The 17,493-nt window shown below is 60.3% G+C and carries 9 protein-coding genes; 1 reads left to right on the top strand and 8 read right to left on the bottom strand.

The genetic code is table 11. The features are described from left to right. Nucleotides 1–2: 2 nt before the first annotated feature. Nucleotides 3–755, bottom strand: coding sequence for a sigma-70 family RNA polymerase sigma factor (locus tag N3J91_12480; protein MCX8157240.1), 753 nt, complete (start codon nt 753–755; stop codon nt 3–5). Further along, a complete protein-coding gene (locus N3J91_12475; protein MCX8157239.1) occupies nt 752–4,882 on the bottom strand; it encodes a serine/threonine protein kinase in 4,131 nt (1,376 codons plus the stop codon). The genes N3J91_12480 and N3J91_12475 overlap by 4 nt, the downstream gene beginning before the upstream one ends. A gap of 292 nt (nt 4,883–5,174) precedes the next feature. Here N3J91_12475 and N3J91_12470 point away from each other — a divergent pair, with 292 nt between their 5' ends. Further along, complete coding sequence (locus N3J91_12470; GenBank protein ID MCX8157238.1) at nt 5,175–6,056, top strand: YicC family protein; 882 nt, start codon at nt 5,175–5,177, stop codon at nt 6,054–6,056. Between the two features lie 56 nt (nt 6,057–6,112). Here the strand turns inward: N3J91_12470 and N3J91_12465 are convergent, their stop codons facing one another. The 6 genes from N3J91_12465 to N3J91_12440 all read right to left on the bottom strand — a co-directional run bounded on the left by N3J91_12465 (nt 6,113) and on the right by N3J91_12440 (nt 17,492). Continuing rightward, entirely contained in the window at nt 6,113–8,794 is a 2,682-nt protein-coding gene (locus N3J91_12465; GenBank protein MCX8157237.1) for a tetratricopeptide repeat protein, read from the bottom strand. Then, nucleotides 8,791–11,751 carry an excinuclease ABC subunit UvrA gene (gene uvrA, locus N3J91_12460; protein ID MCX8157236.1) on the bottom strand — a complete coding sequence of 987 codons (2,961 nt, stop codon included), beginning with the start codon at nt 11,749–11,751 and terminating at the stop codon, nt 8,791–8,793. The genes N3J91_12465 and uvrA overlap by 4 nt, the downstream gene beginning before the upstream one ends. Before the next feature lie 74 nt (nt 11,752–11,825). Next, nucleotides 11,826–12,638 carry a DUF3299 domain-containing protein gene (locus N3J91_12455; protein MCX8157235.1) on the bottom strand — a complete coding sequence of 271 codons (813 nt, stop codon included), beginning with the start codon at nt 12,636–12,638 and terminating at the stop codon, nt 11,826–11,828. 67 nt (nt 12,639–12,705) lie between these two features. Then, nucleotides 12,706–15,426, bottom strand: a complete 2,721-nt coding sequence (locus N3J91_12450; GenBank protein ID MCX8157234.1) for a bifunctional YncE family protein/alkaline phosphatase family protein — start codon at nt 15,424–15,426, stop codon at nt 12,706–12,708. Nucleotides 15,427–15,551: 125 nt separating this feature from the next. Further along, nucleotides 15,552–16,577 (bottom strand): aldo/keto reductase, encoded by a 1,026-nt coding sequence (locus N3J91_12445; GenBank protein ID MCX8157233.1) that lies wholly within the window; start codon nt 16,575–16,577, stop codon nt 15,552–15,554. 30 nt (nt 16,578–16,607) lie between these two features. After that, nucleotides 16,608–17,492: a rhomboid family intramembrane serine protease gene (locus N3J91_12440; GenBank protein MCX8157232.1), complete on the bottom strand. Its 885-nt coding sequence runs from the start codon at nt 17,490–17,492 to the stop codon at nt 16,608–16,610. Between the last annotated feature and the right edge of the window lies 1 nt (nt 17,493).

Here is a 17,493-nt window from a genome sequence, read left to right as displayed (position 1 = left end):
AGTCAAGGCGATGGCGCCGACAGCGCCTCGATCAGGTAACGCAACTCCGCCTGCAAATCAGCTCCCTCCGGCAGGGTTTGCGCCACTTCCTCCCGCACGGCATGGCGAAAACGCTTGCGCAGTCGGTGCACAGCCACCTTTAAAGCGCTCTCACCCAGTCCCAGTTGAGCCGCAGCAGCAGCCGCGTCCAATGCTGCTCCATCGCCAGCCAGCCAGGGTTTCAACACCCTGAAATGTTCGGCACGACCTTCGGACACCATTTGCTCCTCCAAATTCTTCAAGGCGCGGGCCATGACCGTCAGGGCCCATTGCCGGTCAAACCAGGCGTCGGTCACGGTCGAGGTGGCCTCTGCCCCTTCCCTGGCAATGGCAGCAGTGGGGTGGGTGGTCTCGGATTCCAGTGGTTGAAGGATGACACCACCTCCACGTTTCAAACGCCCTTCTTTTTCGCGCCGATCTGCCAGGTAGTGCTTCAACGCCCCCAATAAATACGAACGGAAGCGACCTTTGGCGGGATGAGCCCCGCCTACCTGTCCCCGTTCCAGCAGCCGCGCAAAAAAATCATGCGCCAGTTCACGTGCCGCGTCCTCATGGCGACCCTCCCGTTGTAAAAAACGAAGTACTGGTTGATAATAAGCCTCGCACAACTCACTCAAGGCAGCACGGGCCTCCGGCGTACCCCCCTGACTGCGTAGAACCAGCGTCCAACGCGTTGGGCCGAAACCATGTCCATGAGAGGAAGGCGTCTTGTTCACCGGCTTCGATCAACGCTGGGCATGCGGCTTTCTACCGTCAAGTGCAAAACCGCTCCCTGCTTCAGGGCCCAGGAGAACAATGCTTGACGCTCGCCGGCACGCAATTCCAGCGTGCGTCCCACCCAGCCAAGGCGGTTGGTCTGCTGCATCTGGCGGGCTTCAGTTTCATCCACCGCCGGCGGCAAGGCCAAGGTGGCCCGATAGGTTACCAGGGGAGGAGCGTCCGCCCTTTCGTGGCGCACAAATTTTGTGCTTGCGGAGGTAACCCATGCATCCGGAACGGGACTTTGTAATCGGAAAACCTCCTGCGCCCTGCCGCTGTTCAGGGTATAATCAAAGCCCAGGCAAAAGTGCCGCCCCTCCTGCCACATGGCCACCCCGGTAAAAGTTAAACTGGTGGATGGCACTTGGGTGACTGGTGCCGCACCCAAAGCCACTTCCAACATACCTGCCTCGACCACCGGCACTCTGAAGAGAGGGATTTCCCTGCCGGGAGGTACTTCCAAGTTTTGTGCGACTAGTGCCACGGCGAGACTTTGCGCCAGCTCGGCTGCGGCGGAAACCGATAATCCGGCCGGCAGACGAATGAGGGCTCGTTCATGGCGCACCGAGGCCAATCCCGCCACCCCTTCGCGCAAGGCCAGACGCCTGACCTCGGTCTCAAATCCGTCACCCTGAGCCCTGACGAGGGATAGCCAATTCGTGTTCAAATTGGCCACGTAATCGATGCGCAACCATGGTTGATTTGCTTCCTCCACAACGGCAACTTCCGTAATCGTAAAACGCACCACGAGCGCAGTCTCGCCATCCCGCGCAGCGGCGGCCGAGACCAATTCCAAGGCTTCCTGCCAGTTGGTACCTCCGCCAACGATGGGGGAAGCACTGACTGCCAGATGACGAAAACGGTGGGTATAAGCCACCTGGATATAGATGGTTTCTGCCTTCTCCCCCACGCGCAGTTGCAGCCACGGCACTTTTACGGCATCCTGCCCCGGTTGAGGGAGGGGCAGGCGCAAGGGCGGCGGGCCTATTGCCAAAAGCTGTGCGTTCTCCAGCCTTGTTGTGCCGGCTGTCACTTCCTGCCCCTCGGCAGTCCTGAGGTTCATGGTGAACTCTGCGGGGTCGCCCCGTCCCTCGGCATCTGTGGCAGGCTCCAGTTTCACCTCGGCAGAGATATTTTCATCATCCGGTGCCACCAAAAACCCTCCAACTTCAGGTATTGCGTTGGTTCCTCTTATCAGCGTCACAACAGCCACCTGGCTTTTGGGCACCTTGACCACAGCGAAGCCGACAAGATTGGCGCGACTGGCATGTTGTTGAGCAGGCGCGGGCCACAAATGAACCTCCTTAAAGGCCGTCCATTGGTACGGCCGCACTTCAAAAATAAAGTTTTGAATGTCGCGAAGGGCACGCTTGGGAAAGGTGGCGCGCAGATGCCCGCCAGACTCACGTAACACCAGCCCCGCTTCCTTGGTACCATTGGCCAAGATGGCTGATATTCGAATTTCGAAGAAATCACGGTCGCGACATGCATAACTGGCCTGAACGACCGTGTGGCCCTCCTTCTCCTCCGTTGCCCCGTGGAAGGCAATTTTCCAATTCGTTTTGTCCAGCGCTACCGCATAAGCAGAAGAGGCCGTGATGGCATCCTGAGCCAGAGTGCGCCACGGGCCACGGGCCAGGCCCACGTAAATGGTGGTGGTTTTCTTTTCTGTCGGGAAGGCTGCACTCAGGAGGTAAAACGTGGTGGAGCCTTCACCGGCCGATGGGTTTTGCACCGTCTGACCGCTCCAACCATGAGCCTCCGGCAAAATCAAGCGAGGGCTGGAGTCCCCGGTCTGCACCCCATGCAATTCCAAGAGCATCTGCACCCGCCTTTCATCCGGCTGGGAATTTCGCCAGTTGGGTTCGGCTTTCATTGCCACAGACGGCGTTTTGTCCACCTGCGAGCCGTCGGGCTGCCACCAATAACCATCGCCGCGCTGGTCAGACAAGGCAGCCAGTTTGACCATCCCCGGCGGCAGCGGGTTGCTCTGCAGCAGGGAGGCATAACCATACCCCGCCTGCGAAGTTTTGCGCGACAAATAGAAAAATACGGGCGCAAGTATCACCAGCCCAATCATGATCAAGGCACCACAAACCCACTTTAACACCCCGCGCCGGCGCTCGCGCGGCGCATGAGACGCCCAACGGCTGGTGGCATAAATGGCCCAAAAAACAAAAGTCAAGGCACCTGCCGGCAGCAGCCAGGCCAGCATCCGCAAAGCCAGGGAAGGCTGGCCCGCAATCACATTGACAAACGGAAAGCCAATGGCCAGTACCAGTAGCAATAACAGGGGGCTGCCCAACGCCCCATAGATCGCCAGCGGCAAGCCACGCAGCCGGCCCTGGCTGTAGCGCATATCGCCAAGTGCCACCCAACCCAGAATAGACCCGGCCAGTCCTGCCAGACAGGCCGGGACACCAAAAAGGAGCAGCTCCGCCCAACCGAGTCCTCCTCCGGCAAAGGCCAGCACCAAGGGAGCTCCCGCCAGCACCCAGGCCAGGCCCGTTAAGGCTGCACTGATGATGGCTTTGACCGAAACCTTGGAAGAATCCAGGACTTGAGTCCCGGCTGGGCCACGGTTCGCGGGCGGAGAAGAGGGCGGGAAAAGCGCGCGTCTGGTCTTGCGCCTGGACCAGAACAACCAACTGGCCCACAAAACACCCGGCACCAGCGCCAGCAGGTAGGGCAGCAAGTCTTCCAGGTAGCCGCCGGGAGGACGGCCCTTGAGCCAGGACTGGAAGAAGACGGGCAGCGCCGAAACCATCCCAAGCAAGCCCAACAACCAAAGATGTTTGCCATCCAGACGTGAGGCAGGCAGAGGGAAGGTGGCCGGGGAGGATTCGGACAGTGGCAGGCCGATGGCCTGATGGATTGCTTCTCTCAATGCCTGTTGCCATTCTGCGGTATGCCGATTTACCGCCTCCACCGTTGCGGTGCCGGGAAGAATGGGGGCAAATAACAGCGTGCGAACCTCCCCCGCTTGCAGAAAGGAAATTGCCAGAAATGCCCTGCCCGCAGGTTTCACCCAGGCCGGGAAATGGCCCAGCGTGATGGAGCGAATACTGTCCAAAGCCAGGGCAAGACTTTGGGGTCCCTCCACATAAACAAGGCGGTCACTATACAATTTCCACTGGCCAGTCCCCAAATGCGCTGAGCACACACGTCCTGCCAAACTCTGGATATGCGCCAAAGTGCTGATGTAACCACGTGTTTCCCGCAACAGCACCGGCAGCGGCCTTGCTGCAACGGATGCTGAGCCGCTGGCAGTCAGGAGTTCCACTTTGGTTTTAACTTCCAGTGCGCTTTGAAAACGTCTCTCACGGTCCTTCTCCAGGGTGCGAAAAACAACTTCATCCACCGATGAACTGACCGGAGTGCGGGCGGAGGGCGGGGCAAAACGCCCAATGGGCAGCTCACCCGTCAGCATTTCGTAGAACACCACCCCCAGCGAATAAATGTCGGCCCGGTGATCCACTTGATTGGGAGACTCCAATTGTTCGGGAGCCATGTAGTGCGGCGTGCCCAACGTGGCGCCCGTGCCGGTCAAGGTCAATGGTGGTCGTTCCTCGCCGACCACCTTGGCAATGCCAAAGTCGGCAATTTTGACCCGGCCCCTGGCGTCAAGCAGAATGTTCTCGGGCTTGATGTCCCGATGCAACACGCCCTGCTCGTGTGCATATTGCAGGGCCTCACAGATTTTGGGCACGATAGCCAGGGCCTCGGTGGGGGAAAAACGGCCCGTCTGCATGGCCTGGCGAAGGTTCACGCCGTCCACATATTCCATCAGCAGGTAATAAAACTCCTCAGTTTTGCCGAAGTCGTATACGCTAACGATATTGGGGTGATTCAATTTGGCCAGCACCCGGCCCTCGCGGTTGAAACGCTCCGCAAAGTATGGATCGCGGGCCAGCTTGTCGGGTAGCAACTTCAAGGCGACCCAGCGGTCCAGGTGTGGTTGGCGGGCTTTGAACACGAATCCCATGCCGCCCCGCCCAATTAACCCCACAATTTCAAGGTGTGGAAATGCCGCTGCAATGCGTTGCAGTGACGGAATTTCCGACGTTCCAGTGGGGCTTCCCATCCCGTCCGTCGGCGCCGCCGCACCCACCATGACACATCGCGGACACAATCCCTGGGGTGCTTCGGCCGGTACTTCCGCCCCGCAGCGAGGGCAACGCTCTGGCTTGGTAGCATCAGTTGTCATACTAACTTCTTTCTGAGGCCTTTGGGCGGAAGGGTTACAAAGAAAATAGCTGCGAAACGTTTTTCTGACCACCAAATGTTTTCCTTCTCTGTGGGGACCGGGCCAACGCGCTTATTTGGCTGTAAAATTGATTTGCGGCAGGGCCGCCGCCTTCCCATAGTGGCATTCTATGAAGTCCATGACAGGTTATGGGCACGCGGAATGTGCCCGTGACGGTTACAAAGTCAGCGTTGAAATCAGTTCGGTCAACCGCAAGCAACTGGATTTGCTGGTGGTTTTGCCGCGCGACCTGGAGGTGCTGGAGGCGCAAATGCGAGATGTGGTGGCCCAGTCCCTCTCCCGCGGCAAGGTCACCGTCCGCGTCACCTTGCACCTCTCCCACCGCAGCGGCAAAGCGTGTCCCCGGCTGAATCATGAGCTCGCGCGTGCCTATTTGAAGGAATTGCAACAATTGGCCCGCGAACTGAAGCTGACCAGTCCGGTAACGCTCGATCTGGTGGTGCAGGCGCCTGGCGTGTTGGAATCCGACGAGGAAGCGCTCGATGCCGAAACGTTCTGGCCGGCGTTGCATACCGCCCTGCGTCAGGCGCTGGAGGCCATGCTGCGCACCCGCCAGCGTGAAGGCGCTCACTTGGAGAAAGATTTGGCGCGGCGCGTGGCCCTCATGCGCCGCAGTGCGGCCCGGATTCGCCGCCGCGCCCCCCTGGTGCAAAAGCGTTACCGCCAGCAGCTCGTCGAGCGCCTGCGAGCTGCCGGCCTGGCCCATCTGCCGGAGGATGATGAACGGTTGCTCAAGGAAATCGTCTTATTCGCGGATCGCTCAGACATCAGCGAGGAGCTGGCCCGGCTGGAAAGTCATTTCCAGCAATTTGAGGATGCCCGCCGCGCCACGGAGCCGGTGGGCCGGCTGCTGGATTTCCTGGCGCAGGAGATGAACCGCGAAATCAACACCATCGGCTCCAAGGCCAACGATGCCCTCATCGCACGCGAGGTAGTGCTCCTGAAGACCGAGTTGGAGAAATTCCGGGAGCAGGCCATGAACGTCGAATAGATGAAAGGGATGATTCACCTGGCCGGCCTCCCTCGCCTTCGTGGGCGGCACGCGATTCAGGGGGAGACTGAGAGTTCACGCAGACGTTCGAGGCGGCGATCGCAATACTCGGCCATCACGGGCAGGAGCGTCTTAAGCCGCTGATAGATGGCCTGCGCAGCCGGGAAGTCTTTCTGGTTTTCTTTCAGGGCCGCCGCCGCCAGCCCGGCCCGCCGCAACCAGAAGGGGTCCGCCGTCTCTTCGCCCACCAGGTTGCGGCCATAAAGCACATTCCGGTAGTGCTCATAGGCCTCGGCCAGCAAAGCCTCGCGCTGGGCCGGCTGAAGCGCCGCCTGTTTTTCTCGCACCAATCCCAGCCCCACTTCGGCCTGGCTGCGCACGGAAACCTCCGCCGCATTGGTCATGGCCAGTTGATAAAATTCCGCCGCACTGTCGTAATACTTGGGGTCCTGGGCGGCGAGCTGCAGGTAGCAATCCCCTATGCGCCCCCAGGCCGCCGGCACGAGCGGGCTGGTGGGATCTGTCTGCGGGATTTTGCTCAAAATCGTGATGGCGGTGGCAAATTGCTCATAAACATTGGTGGCCCCGAAAACCGGCAGGTCCACCATGGTGTCGCCATAGGCGAAGTAAGCCGACAACAACAAGGGGGTGGGCGTATTGGTGTCATTGATCAACACAAGAAAATAATTGGTGGCATCCCGCACGCTCTGCCGGGCCAGAGCAGCTCGGCCGGCCATTAATTGCGCCTGGTAGGTCAATTCCGAGCGCGGCCAGTTCGTGTTGAGAAAAAGCCGTTGGTAGTGGGTTTCGGCGTTGGTCAAATCGTTGTGGCGAAAATAATAGTTGGCAATCCAATACTCCGCCCGTGGCGCCAGGGAATGCTGCGGGAAATCCTGCACGAAACGGGCAAACAATTCGAGCGCATTGCTCTCCCGCCCTGCACGGTAATGCAGCCAGGCCCGGTCAAACTCGGCGGTGGGCACCTTGCGGCGGGCGGTTTCCTCCGCCGCCCACGCATTGTAGTGCTCCAGCGCCTCCTCCCAGCGGTTTTCCTGCGCATAGGTGCGCGCCATGGCCAGCCGGGCTTCAACCGCCAGGGGTGATTGCGGAAAACGTTGCACCAGTTGGGCAAAGACTTCGCGCGCGCGGGCGGGCTGATTCACGCGATTGAGCGCCTGGCCGAGCAGCAACATGCTGCGATCGCTGTAATAACTCTCCGGAAACCACTCCACCAATTGACGGAAAGCCGACTCGGCACTGTGCAAATCCCCCAGTTCAATGCTGGCGCGCAACACCTGATACAGCGCCTGATCCAGCAACTGCGTGCGAATCTCCGCCACTCCGGCATAATTGCTTAGCACGAGCTGAAATTGCACCAATGCGTTGGAGTAATCTTTTTGATAAAGGTAGGTATCGCCCAGCTTGAACTGCGCCACCGCCTGATCCGGCCCGGGGGGCAGTCGTTCCGCCGCCTGACGGAAAGCAGCCTGACTGGCCACGTAATTGCCGTCGAGCCACTGGCACCACCCGCGCAAGAGCAACGCCTTGGGCGTGTAGGGACTTTGTGGGAAATCCGTGATCACGCGGTTGAAGTGTCCCAAGGCCACCTGCAACAGATTCGTCTCGCCGGCGGTGGTCACGGCGCCGGAGACAGCCGAGGATCGTTCCACGTAGAGCCGCAGCTTCAGCTCACCCAGGGTAAATTGGGCCAAATCCTGCACCGGATCGTTGGGATAGGCCGCCACGAAGGCCTCGAGTTTTTGCAGGGCCTGGGCGTGCTGCTTTTGCGCCAGGGTCAACTCGATAACCTTGAGAAGGGCCTGCCGGCGTTGGGCCGGGGTGGCAATGTCGGACAGATTGGCTTCGTACACCCGCACCGCCTCGTCCCACTGTTGCAACTGCTCATAGAGGCCAGCCTGGAGCGCCAGCGTGTCAGCAATGCGCTGCCGCAAGTTGCCTGCCCGGGCGTATTGCATGAGCTTGTGGGAGGTGGCCAGGGCGTTCGTCAACCGCTGGTCGGCCATCTGCAGGCGGCACAGCAAATGGTGATGCTCCCAGGCCAGCTCGGGCGGCATCCGGTCGGCATTAAGCTTGAGCAAGGCGGCCTCACCCGCGCGGTATTCCCGCGTATGCCAGTAAGTTTCGCCCAACAACAGGTAGGCACGGACCACGGGAGGGTCTTGCAAACGCCCCGCCGTCATGCGCTGAAAATCACCCTCTGGCTGTCCCAGCAGCTCCTTGACGCGATTCCATTCCTGCAACTGAAAGCGGCACAGGGCTTCACCGTAGATGGCTTCCAGCCGCCGGCGCGACTTGGGAAAATCCCGCAAAAGCTGGGCATAGGCCGCAGCCGCCGGCCCATATTGTCGGGCCTCATAATGGGCCTCCGCAATCCAGAACCGATATTCGTCGGCCAACGTGCCTGACTGGGGAAAGTAGTTCTGCAACAACTCAATGGCGCCGGCCAGATTTTTCATTTTGAATCGGGCCTGGGCTTGCAGGAGCACGGCCTCGGCCAACCGGTCAGAGTTGGGATAGCGCCGCACAAAATCAGCCAGCTCGCGCTCGGCCAGATCATACGAGCCGTCATTGAATAATATTTGCGCTGTTGTCAGCGCGCGGCGTTCCGCGGCGCTGGTGGCCCCCTCCAGGGGCACAGCGCCCCCCATGGCCAGGGCGACAATCACGCCGCTCAGCCACAGCCACAAGCGGGCACGCATGGTCAACGGCAGCCTCATGCAGGGAAGGATTGTGCCGCGGGCAAGCCCAAAACGCGACTTAAAAAACGGCCGGTATGGCTGCCCGGCGTGGCCGCCACCTGCTCCGGGGTGCCGCAAGCCACCACCTGCCCCCCGGCGTCCCCCCCTTCCGGGCCCAAATCAATGATCCAGTCGGCGGTTTTAATCACATCGAGATTATGCTCAATCACCACCAGCGTGTTCCCCGGAGCGCGCAGCTTGAACAACACCTCCAGCAATTTGGCTACATCGTGAAAATGCAGACCCGTCGTTGGCTCGTCCAAAATATAGAGCGAGTGGCCGCTTTGTTTGCGGCTCAGCTCCGCGGCCAGCTTCAACCGTTGGGCTTCGCCCCCGCTGAGGGTGGTGGCAGATTGGCCCAGCTTAAGATAGCCCAGTCCGACCTCGGCCATCGTCTGGCAGACTTCGCAAATCTGGGGCACCGCCCGGAAGAAGGAAACCGCCTCGTCCACCGTGAGGTTGAGCACGTCTGCAATATTCAATCCTTTGTAGTTAATCTCCAGCGTTTCGCGGTTGTAGCGGCGGCCGCCACAGGCTTCACACGTGACATACACCGGCGGCAAAAAGTGCATCTCGATTTTGATCAAACCGTCCCCCTGGCACTTTTCGCAACGCCCGCCGCGCACATTAAAACTGAACCGGCCGGCATCATAACCCCGCACCCGCGCCGCCGGCAGCCGCGCGAACAATTCCCGGATGTGATTGAAAATGCCGGTGTACGTAGCCGGATTGCTGCGCGGCGTGCGCCCGATGGGCGTCTGATCAATCACCACAATTTTACTGAGCTTGTCGGCCCCCAGAATGGCGGTATGCGCCCCTGGCTGCTCCTTGGAACCATACCACTGGCGGAACAGGGCGCGCCGCAGGATGGTATCCACCAGCGTGCTTTTGCCCGAGCCGCTCACCCCCGTAACGCACGTCAACGTGCCCAGCGGAATACGCACATGGATGTTTTTAAGATTGTTTTCCCGGGCCCCCAGGATTTCCAGCCAGCCGCGCTCGGGAGCCGGCGCCACCCGCTTGCGCGGCACGGGGATGCTGAGATCCCCGCTCAGATAACGGCCGGTGAGGGAACGAGGATTGTTCAGAATCTCGGACAACCGCCCGGCTGCCACTACCTCCCCCCCATGCACGCCGGCGCCAGGGCCCAGGTCAATGATGTAATCGGCCCGCCGGATGGTGTCTTCATCATGCTCCACCACAATCACCGAATTGCCCAAATCGCGCAATCCCTCCAACGTGCGCAGTAATTTTTCGTTATCGCGCGGATGCAGCCCGATGCTCGGCTCATCCAGAATGTAAAGCACACCCACCAGGCCGGCCCCAATTTGCGTGGCCAGCCGGATCCGCTGGGCCTCGCCCCCGCTCAACGTCCCGCTCTCCCGATCCAACGTAAGGTAACCAAGCCCCACATCTTTAAGAAAGCCCAACCGGGCCCGGATATCCCGCACCAGGTCCTGGGCAATTTGTTTCTGAAAATCGGTCCATTGCAGGGCCGCAAAAAAGGCATCCGCCTCTTCAATGGACAAGGCGCATACGTCCATGATGGACAGACCCGGAATCTGTGGCGTCTTGTTTTCTTTATTTACCAAGGCGCTTTTCTTGAACCGGGCCGCCAGCGCCTCATCGCCCAGCGTCACGGCCAGGATCTCCGGTTTGAGCCGTTTGCCGCCACAGGCGTCACAAGGCTGGGGATTCATGAAAGCCTTGAGCCGGTTTTTGGTGAATTCACTTTCACTTTCCTGATACAGACGCTCGAGATTGGGCAGCACCCCCTCGAAAGGCCGGGTGATTTTGCTCATCTTGCCGGCCCGCCAAAAAGTGAATTCAATCTCCTCCGGGCCCGTGCCATAAAGCACTTTGTGCCGAAAATGCTCAGGCAGGTTTTTCCAGGGAGTTTCCAGACTTTGCCCATAATGCGCCGCCAGCCCCCGCAACAACGCCTTATAGTACACAATCATGCGCTTGCCCCCGCGGCGCCAGGGCAGAATCGCCCCGTCCTCCAAAGACTTTTCCGGGACGGGTACCACCAGCGCTGGATCAAACACCATTTTCTGCCCCAGTCCATGACACACCGGACAGGCCCCTTGCGGCGCGTTGAACGAAAAATGCTTGGGCGTTACTTTCTCATAACTGCGCCCGGTGACCGGACTGCAGGCGCGCGTGGAATGCAGGGTTTCCGTCCATACCTCACTGGCGGATGCCTCCGGCGGCTGATGCAAAACCACCACCGCATTTTCGCCCCACTTGAGGGCCGTCTCCACGGAATCGCTGAGGCGGATGCGAATTTTCTCGTCCACCACCAACCGGTCCACCACCACCTCAATGGTGTGACGCAGCTTGGGATCGAGCTTGATGCGGGTGTTGGCGGCCAGTTCGTGCATCTGGCCGTCCACGCGGGCGCGGACAAAGCCCTCCCGGGCCAGCCGTTCAATGACATCCCGAAACTCCCCTTTCTCATTGCGCACCACCGGCGCCAGCAGCATCACTCGCGTGCGCGGCGGCAGGGCCAGTATCTTGTCCACGATATCACTTGCTGTCTGCGGCGTCATGGGGGCGCCACTGTCCGGACAATGTGGCTGGCCGAGATGTGCGAACAGCAACCGCAGGTAATCGTAAATCTCGGTGGTGGTGGCAATGATGGAGCGGGGATTGGCTCCCGAACTCTGCTGCTCGATGGCAATCGCGGGGGACAGCCCCTCGATGTAGTCCACGTCCGGCTTTTGCATCTGGTCCAGGAATTGCCGGGCATAGGCGGACAGTGATTCCACATATTTGCGCTGTCCCTCGGCATACAGCGTGTCAAAGGCCAGGGACGACTTCCCCGACCCGCTCAGGCCGGTGATGACCACCAGCCGTTCCCGGGGAATCTCCAGCGTGAGGTTCTTGAGGTTGTGCTCACGCGCCCCGCCGATTCTGATGAATTCTTTTGCCATACCCGCAAAAGGGCCGCATAGACCAAGCTCCTCAGTTTAACTTGCCAGGGCGAAGAATCCAAGGATTTCCCGCATCACTCGCGCCGCTCAAACACCGCTGACGCTGCGTGCAGATAATAGATGCCGGCAAAATAGCCGTTTTCCCAGCGGTCACCCACCCGCAGCTCCCCTTCGACGGTAATGGGAATGTCCATGATGGGTCTGACCCCGCGCCCCTTGACCTGCACGTGGACCCATTCATTGACCCGTGGCACCTTGCCATAGCAACACAGGGTCTGATCGCGCATGAGCAAAAATTCCACCGTCAGCTCCTCATCCATGCGCACCGGCACCAGAAACCCGCGCAAACGCACCAGACGCCGATCAAGCTGGCGGATATGCTCAGGTATTTGGGCACGGACTTTCTCCCCCGCCAGGGCAGGGTTGCGGCGCCCGGCCGCCAGCTCGGCGTCCAGATTGAAGGGAAAGCTTGCCAGATAATCAAAGCCCAAGGTTAAAAAACCGCGGCTGTCGGGGACCAGCGAGGTGGGCAGGCTGATGTCATTGGTGTAAATGACAAACCCCGGCGGCAGATTGGCCATCTTCAATTCAGAACTCAGGGCATTGCTCAGCCCTTCCTTCTCCACCCGGTACTGAAATTGCACCAGGCGCTGAGGTAGCGAACCGGGTTTGTAACGCACTTTTCCCGGCCCGGCGGTTGCATTGGTGTTTGGGGGAAGGATCAACTCGCCCTGGAGGTTTTCGACACTGATGGGCGGGGCCGCCTCACGCCGCCACAACCACAAGGTCAGCCCCAGCGTCGAAAGAAAGACCACGGCAATCACCAGTTTCGCTCCAAGTGATTCGCCCCGGGCGCGCTTGTTGTATGCCGTTCGGTAATCCTGCACCAGGTTGATGTCGTTGTTTGAAACTGGCCTAAAACCGCCGATTTAGCAAGCCGCGGCCAGACGGCCTTCAGTCATCGTCCTCCGCCTTGACCCAACGCACCGCCCACGTGGGGTAGGGCGCCTCCGGGCCTTTCATGGCATGCCAGAGGATGCGGTTGAGCAAATCCTCGGGACAACGGTCCACCTGCTCCAACGGCAGCGTCAGCGAGGCCTGGGCATGCCGGCGCAGCAAGGCGTTCGCCACCCGTTTCGGCGGGGGATTCAACTCGTCGAGCGCAATGTTGTTGGGCCGCGCCTGGTAGGGCGTGAAATCAGGCGTCTCGGTAAAGCAATCAAACATCGGCGTGGCGGTGGCATCGAGCTGGTTCATGGGCGGCAGGCCAAGGATCAATTCAATCGTGCGCAGGATGCTGGTTTGGTTGTACTGCGTGCTCACCACGGCGCGGCGTTTGGTGTAGGGACTGATCACAAACGCCACGGTGCGATAACCGCTGATGTGATCCCAGCCATTCTGGGGATCGTCTTCAATCACGAAAATGCAGGTCTCCCGCCAAAACCGGCTGTGGCTGATGGCCTCCACGATCTGGCCCAGAGCCAGATCATTGTCGGCCATGTAGGCCGCGGGGGTGGGGCTGTTGGCCTTGGTGCCGCTGGTGTGGTCATTCGGCAGGCAAATCATCACCAGATGGGGAAACTGCCCCAGGCATTCAAACTCCTTAAGTTCCTTGATGAATTGCGCGGCACGAAAAACATCCGGAATGTCCATGTCCCAACCCACCGTATTCGTGGCCAGATGGCCGCGCAAAGATTCAATGGCGGGCCGGCTGCTGATATGGATGCCGTTGGTCAGGCCGAGAAACTGGCGGTAGGCATCCAACCATGAGGGCTTGGGACCCCGCCGGCGATCCAGCCAGAATTTGTCAGTGATGCCAAATTCGCCGTAGGAACGAAAGGTCTTGCCGTGGCCCAACACGAGGTCCCAGATAAAGCCCGCAGGCGAATAGGCCAGGGCGTCCACATCGTCATCCTCCATGCCGTCGGGATAGCTGCGCGGAAAACCGGCGAAGGATTTTTCCATGTAATCGGTGGTGATGCCGGTATCTGTCCACTGATGGCCGTCGGCGCTCAAGATGCCGGAGCAATAGGTGTTGTCGAGCAGCACAAACTCGCGGGCCAGCGCATGATGGTTGGGCGTGATTTTCTCGCCAAAAATACACAGCTCCGGATTCCCCCGCCCTTCCGGCATGTCGCCTAACACCTGATCATAGGTGCGATTTTCCTTGATGATATAGACCACGTGCTTGAACACGCTGGCCTCGCCCACGCTCTCGGGCACCGGCCGGGGCGGCTGGTGGGGGCGCGCCGGACGCGCGGCTTCGCGCAGAAGCGGATACCGCATATTCTGCAGTGCCGTGCGCGTCATCCCAGCCAGCGCGGCGCGGCCCGGCGCTTTGACAATGGACAGGCTGCCGAGGTATTGATGGCTGTTGTATTTCTCCTTTTGTCCCGGCGGATACAGCGCTCCGGAGCCGATACCCTTGATGTTGGCCACGATCAAGGTGTCCCGGTGCCGGTCATAAACCATGGCACCCGGATACCACCCCACCGGGATCAGCCCGCGCAATGTGGTCCGGCCGGGTTTGAAATCAAACACCGCCACGGCGTTCTGCGAGCCATTGCAGGCATAAAGGGTGTGGCCATCCCGCCCAAAAGCCAGGGCATTGGGCGCCGCGCCAAACAGGTCGGCGGGATTTTGCCGGGCGGTGAAGTTCTCCACCAGCCGCCCCGTTTGTGTCTCAAGGACACTTATTGTGTCCTCGGCGGCATTGGCCACGCAAAGATATCGCCCCTCAGGCGAAAGCGCCAGGCCGGAGGCATGCCGTCCAGTCAATATTTCCCGCTCCACCCGGTTGCCCGCCAGGTCAATCACGGTTATTGATCCCTCGCTGGCCACATACCGCACCCCGTCCACCCGCACCGCATAGCCGCGGCCCGCCGGGCCGGTAATATCATGGGTGCCCGGCGCGCGCCCGCCCCAGTTGCTCACGTAAGCCCGCGTCCCATGCAGGCGCACATCATACGGGGCCACCCCCACCGGCCACATGCGCAGGATTTTGCCGGTGCGGCTGTCCATTTCCGCCAGTTGATTCGAGAGATTCAAGACGACGTACAAACGCCGGCCATCCGCCGAAACGGCCAGTCCCGCCGGGATTTCCGCCTTGCGCCCCACCGCATTGACCTCCGGCAGGGGGATGGTGAACAATGCCGCCACCTGGCCGGCGCGGTCCACCTGAAACACTTTGATGCTGCCATTGACGTTGGCCAGGTAAAGCCGGGTGCCGTCCGGTGAAAATATCAGCCCTGTGTAGCTGACCTGGGCCGATTTGTCTGGCGTCAGAATATGCGTCGAAACCGGATCCGGCTCGGGATCCACGGCTTTTTCCGAGGGCATGGGCACGGTTTGCCGGTGCGCCCCGGTACGGGGATCCAGCACCAACAGGGCGTTGGTTTTGCCGGTGACCACCAGCAATTTCCCATCCGGGCTTAAGGCCAGGGCCTGCGGCCGTGTGCCGGGCAGAAGCACATGCAGGCCCGCCGGCGTCAGCACTTGATTGGCGGGCGTCACGAAGCGATTGCCGCCCGCCGGTCCCACCCGCTCGTGCGTGGCCCCGGAAGGTGCCGCCACAAGGACCATGTCGGAAAACATCACCAGGAAACCCGCCAGCAGCAGGAAACATCGCCATGCGCTGCGGCCCATGGGCCGAAAACAGGCAACAGGGTTTGGCATGACTTCAAACAAGCAGCCGTGAAGAACTTTGGCGAGCAGAAAAAGGAAAAAGGCGGCTGGCGGTATTCCTGAATTTCCGGCGAAGTTCGTCGCCGCAATTACACGGCAGGTTGCCGGAAGCCGCTTCAGTCCTTTTTAGGCGGCGATTTGTAGCTTTCAATGGCCTGGCCGGCGTGTTTGGCGGAGAGGGCCAAAAGGCGTTGGCGCTCCGCCTCCGGCAGCCCTTTGAATTCGCGCAGCCAGCTTGTGTTCTCGGCTACCTCCTTGGGCGAGGTGCAGCCGCTGACCAGCGCCGACACCGGCAGGGAATAAACGTATTCATGCATCTGCCGCGGAGTGACGCCCGAGCGGGTCAAGGGATTGGGGTAAGGTTGGGAGCCGAAACCCGGCTGGCCCACCATCGTTCCGTAGGCCATGGTTTTCATCGCCAGAATACCATATTGCCGCTGTTGCAATAACGGGAGCACGTTGGTGATGAAGGACTCATAATGAGGATCGCACAAATTGATGGGCATCTGGCAGGTGTCCAAGTCCAGCCCACGCTCCTTGAGGAGAGCCAGCATTCGCAAATGCGCCTGATAATTGGAATGGCCGGTGAAGCCAATAAAACGGGTTTTCCCCGAGCGTTTAGCCTCCAAAAACACATCCAAAACCCCGTTCTTCAGGCGGGTCTCAACATCCTCCGGCGAGGTGATGTGATGAATCTGCCAAAGATCCAGGTAATCGCACTTCATCCGCTGCAGCGAGCCGTCCAGCTCCTTGCGGGCCTCCGCTGCCGTGGTGGCGCTGCTCTTGGTCATGATAAAAACCAGGTCCCGGTACTTGGGCACGAGGTATTGCCCATAGCGCCGCTCCGCCTCGCCATCGCTGTAATTCTTGGCGTTGTCAAAAAAACGGCATCCGTGTTCCAGCGCCGCTTCGATGATGGCCTGTGTCTCCGCCGGCGTGCGTTTCAACTCCGCGTGATGTCCCCCCAGGCAGAACGCCGTCACCTGCACCCCCGTTTTTCCCAGCGGCCGGGTGGGCAATAACGCGCCCAAACGGTCACGGGCAGGCGAAGCTGCGTCCGGGGCGCCCGGCAGGGAGGACGGCAGCGCTGCCGCTCCAGCGGTGGCGGCAGCCAGAGAAGCAAGGAATTCGCGGCGTTTCATACAACTTTTAATGAATGAGCAGCATCATTTCTAACGGCGATGCCATTTGGCGGACAAGAATCCCCAACCCATCCCAATCAGTAATCCCGCTGTGTGGGCCGCGTTGGCAATCGGCCCCACCAGTCCAAACCAGCATACCCCAAACCACAGCAGCATCAGAAGCACCACCTCGCTGGCCAGGGTCATGCCAGAGGCGGGATCATACTTGCCACGCATCCAGGCATATCCAAACAGGCCATACACCACGCCCGACATGCCGCCAAAGCGGGGATTAACCATGAGGTACTGCGCCAGATTGGAGCCGGCGGCGATCACGAGCACGAGCAGCAAAAAATAAAGACTGCCCTTGCGCGCCTCCAGCAGCGATCCCAGTTGGAACAACCAGAGCATGTTGAAAATCAGATGCAGCGGTCCGTAGTGGATGAAAATGGGGGTGACCAGCCGCCAGACCTCCCCGTGCCTGACCTCGGTTAACTGGCCGGCCCAGCGGCTGGGATCGGCAATCATCAAGGGATAGACCACCTCCAAGTTTTTCCCGGCCTTGCTCACCACCGCCACGTAGGCGCAAATGCCTATCAGGACGAGCGTCAGCAATCCCACCCCAAAAGGACGGCTTCGCGGCATCACCTCTTCGGCGTCACGCACCCGCTCGGCGTATTCCTTCAGCTCCCGGCGCTCCGCCTCCAGCAAACGGGCGGCCTGGCGCGCGGCCTCCTTCCATTCAGTCGCCGTGGGATTGGAAAGAAAACGCTGCAACAATCCCGCCGCCTCGGCCAGACGGTCTTCATCGTGCACCCAGACCGCCCACCGGTTCGGCCCCTCGGCCTCGACCTCGTTGGCAATGCCCTTCGCCACCAGGCAATGGCTGAAAATCCGGGCCTGACTCTCGTTGGCTATGATCCCAATCTGCCGCATG

Source organism: Verrucomicrobiia bacterium, from assembly GCA_026414565.1.
In the GTDB taxonomy this organism is placed as follows: domain Bacteria; phylum Verrucomicrobiota; class Verrucomicrobiia; order Limisphaerales; family Fontisphaeraceae; genus Fontisphaera.
Note: the sequence above shows the minus strand (reverse complement) of the source record. Positions and strands in the feature narration are given on the sequence as shown.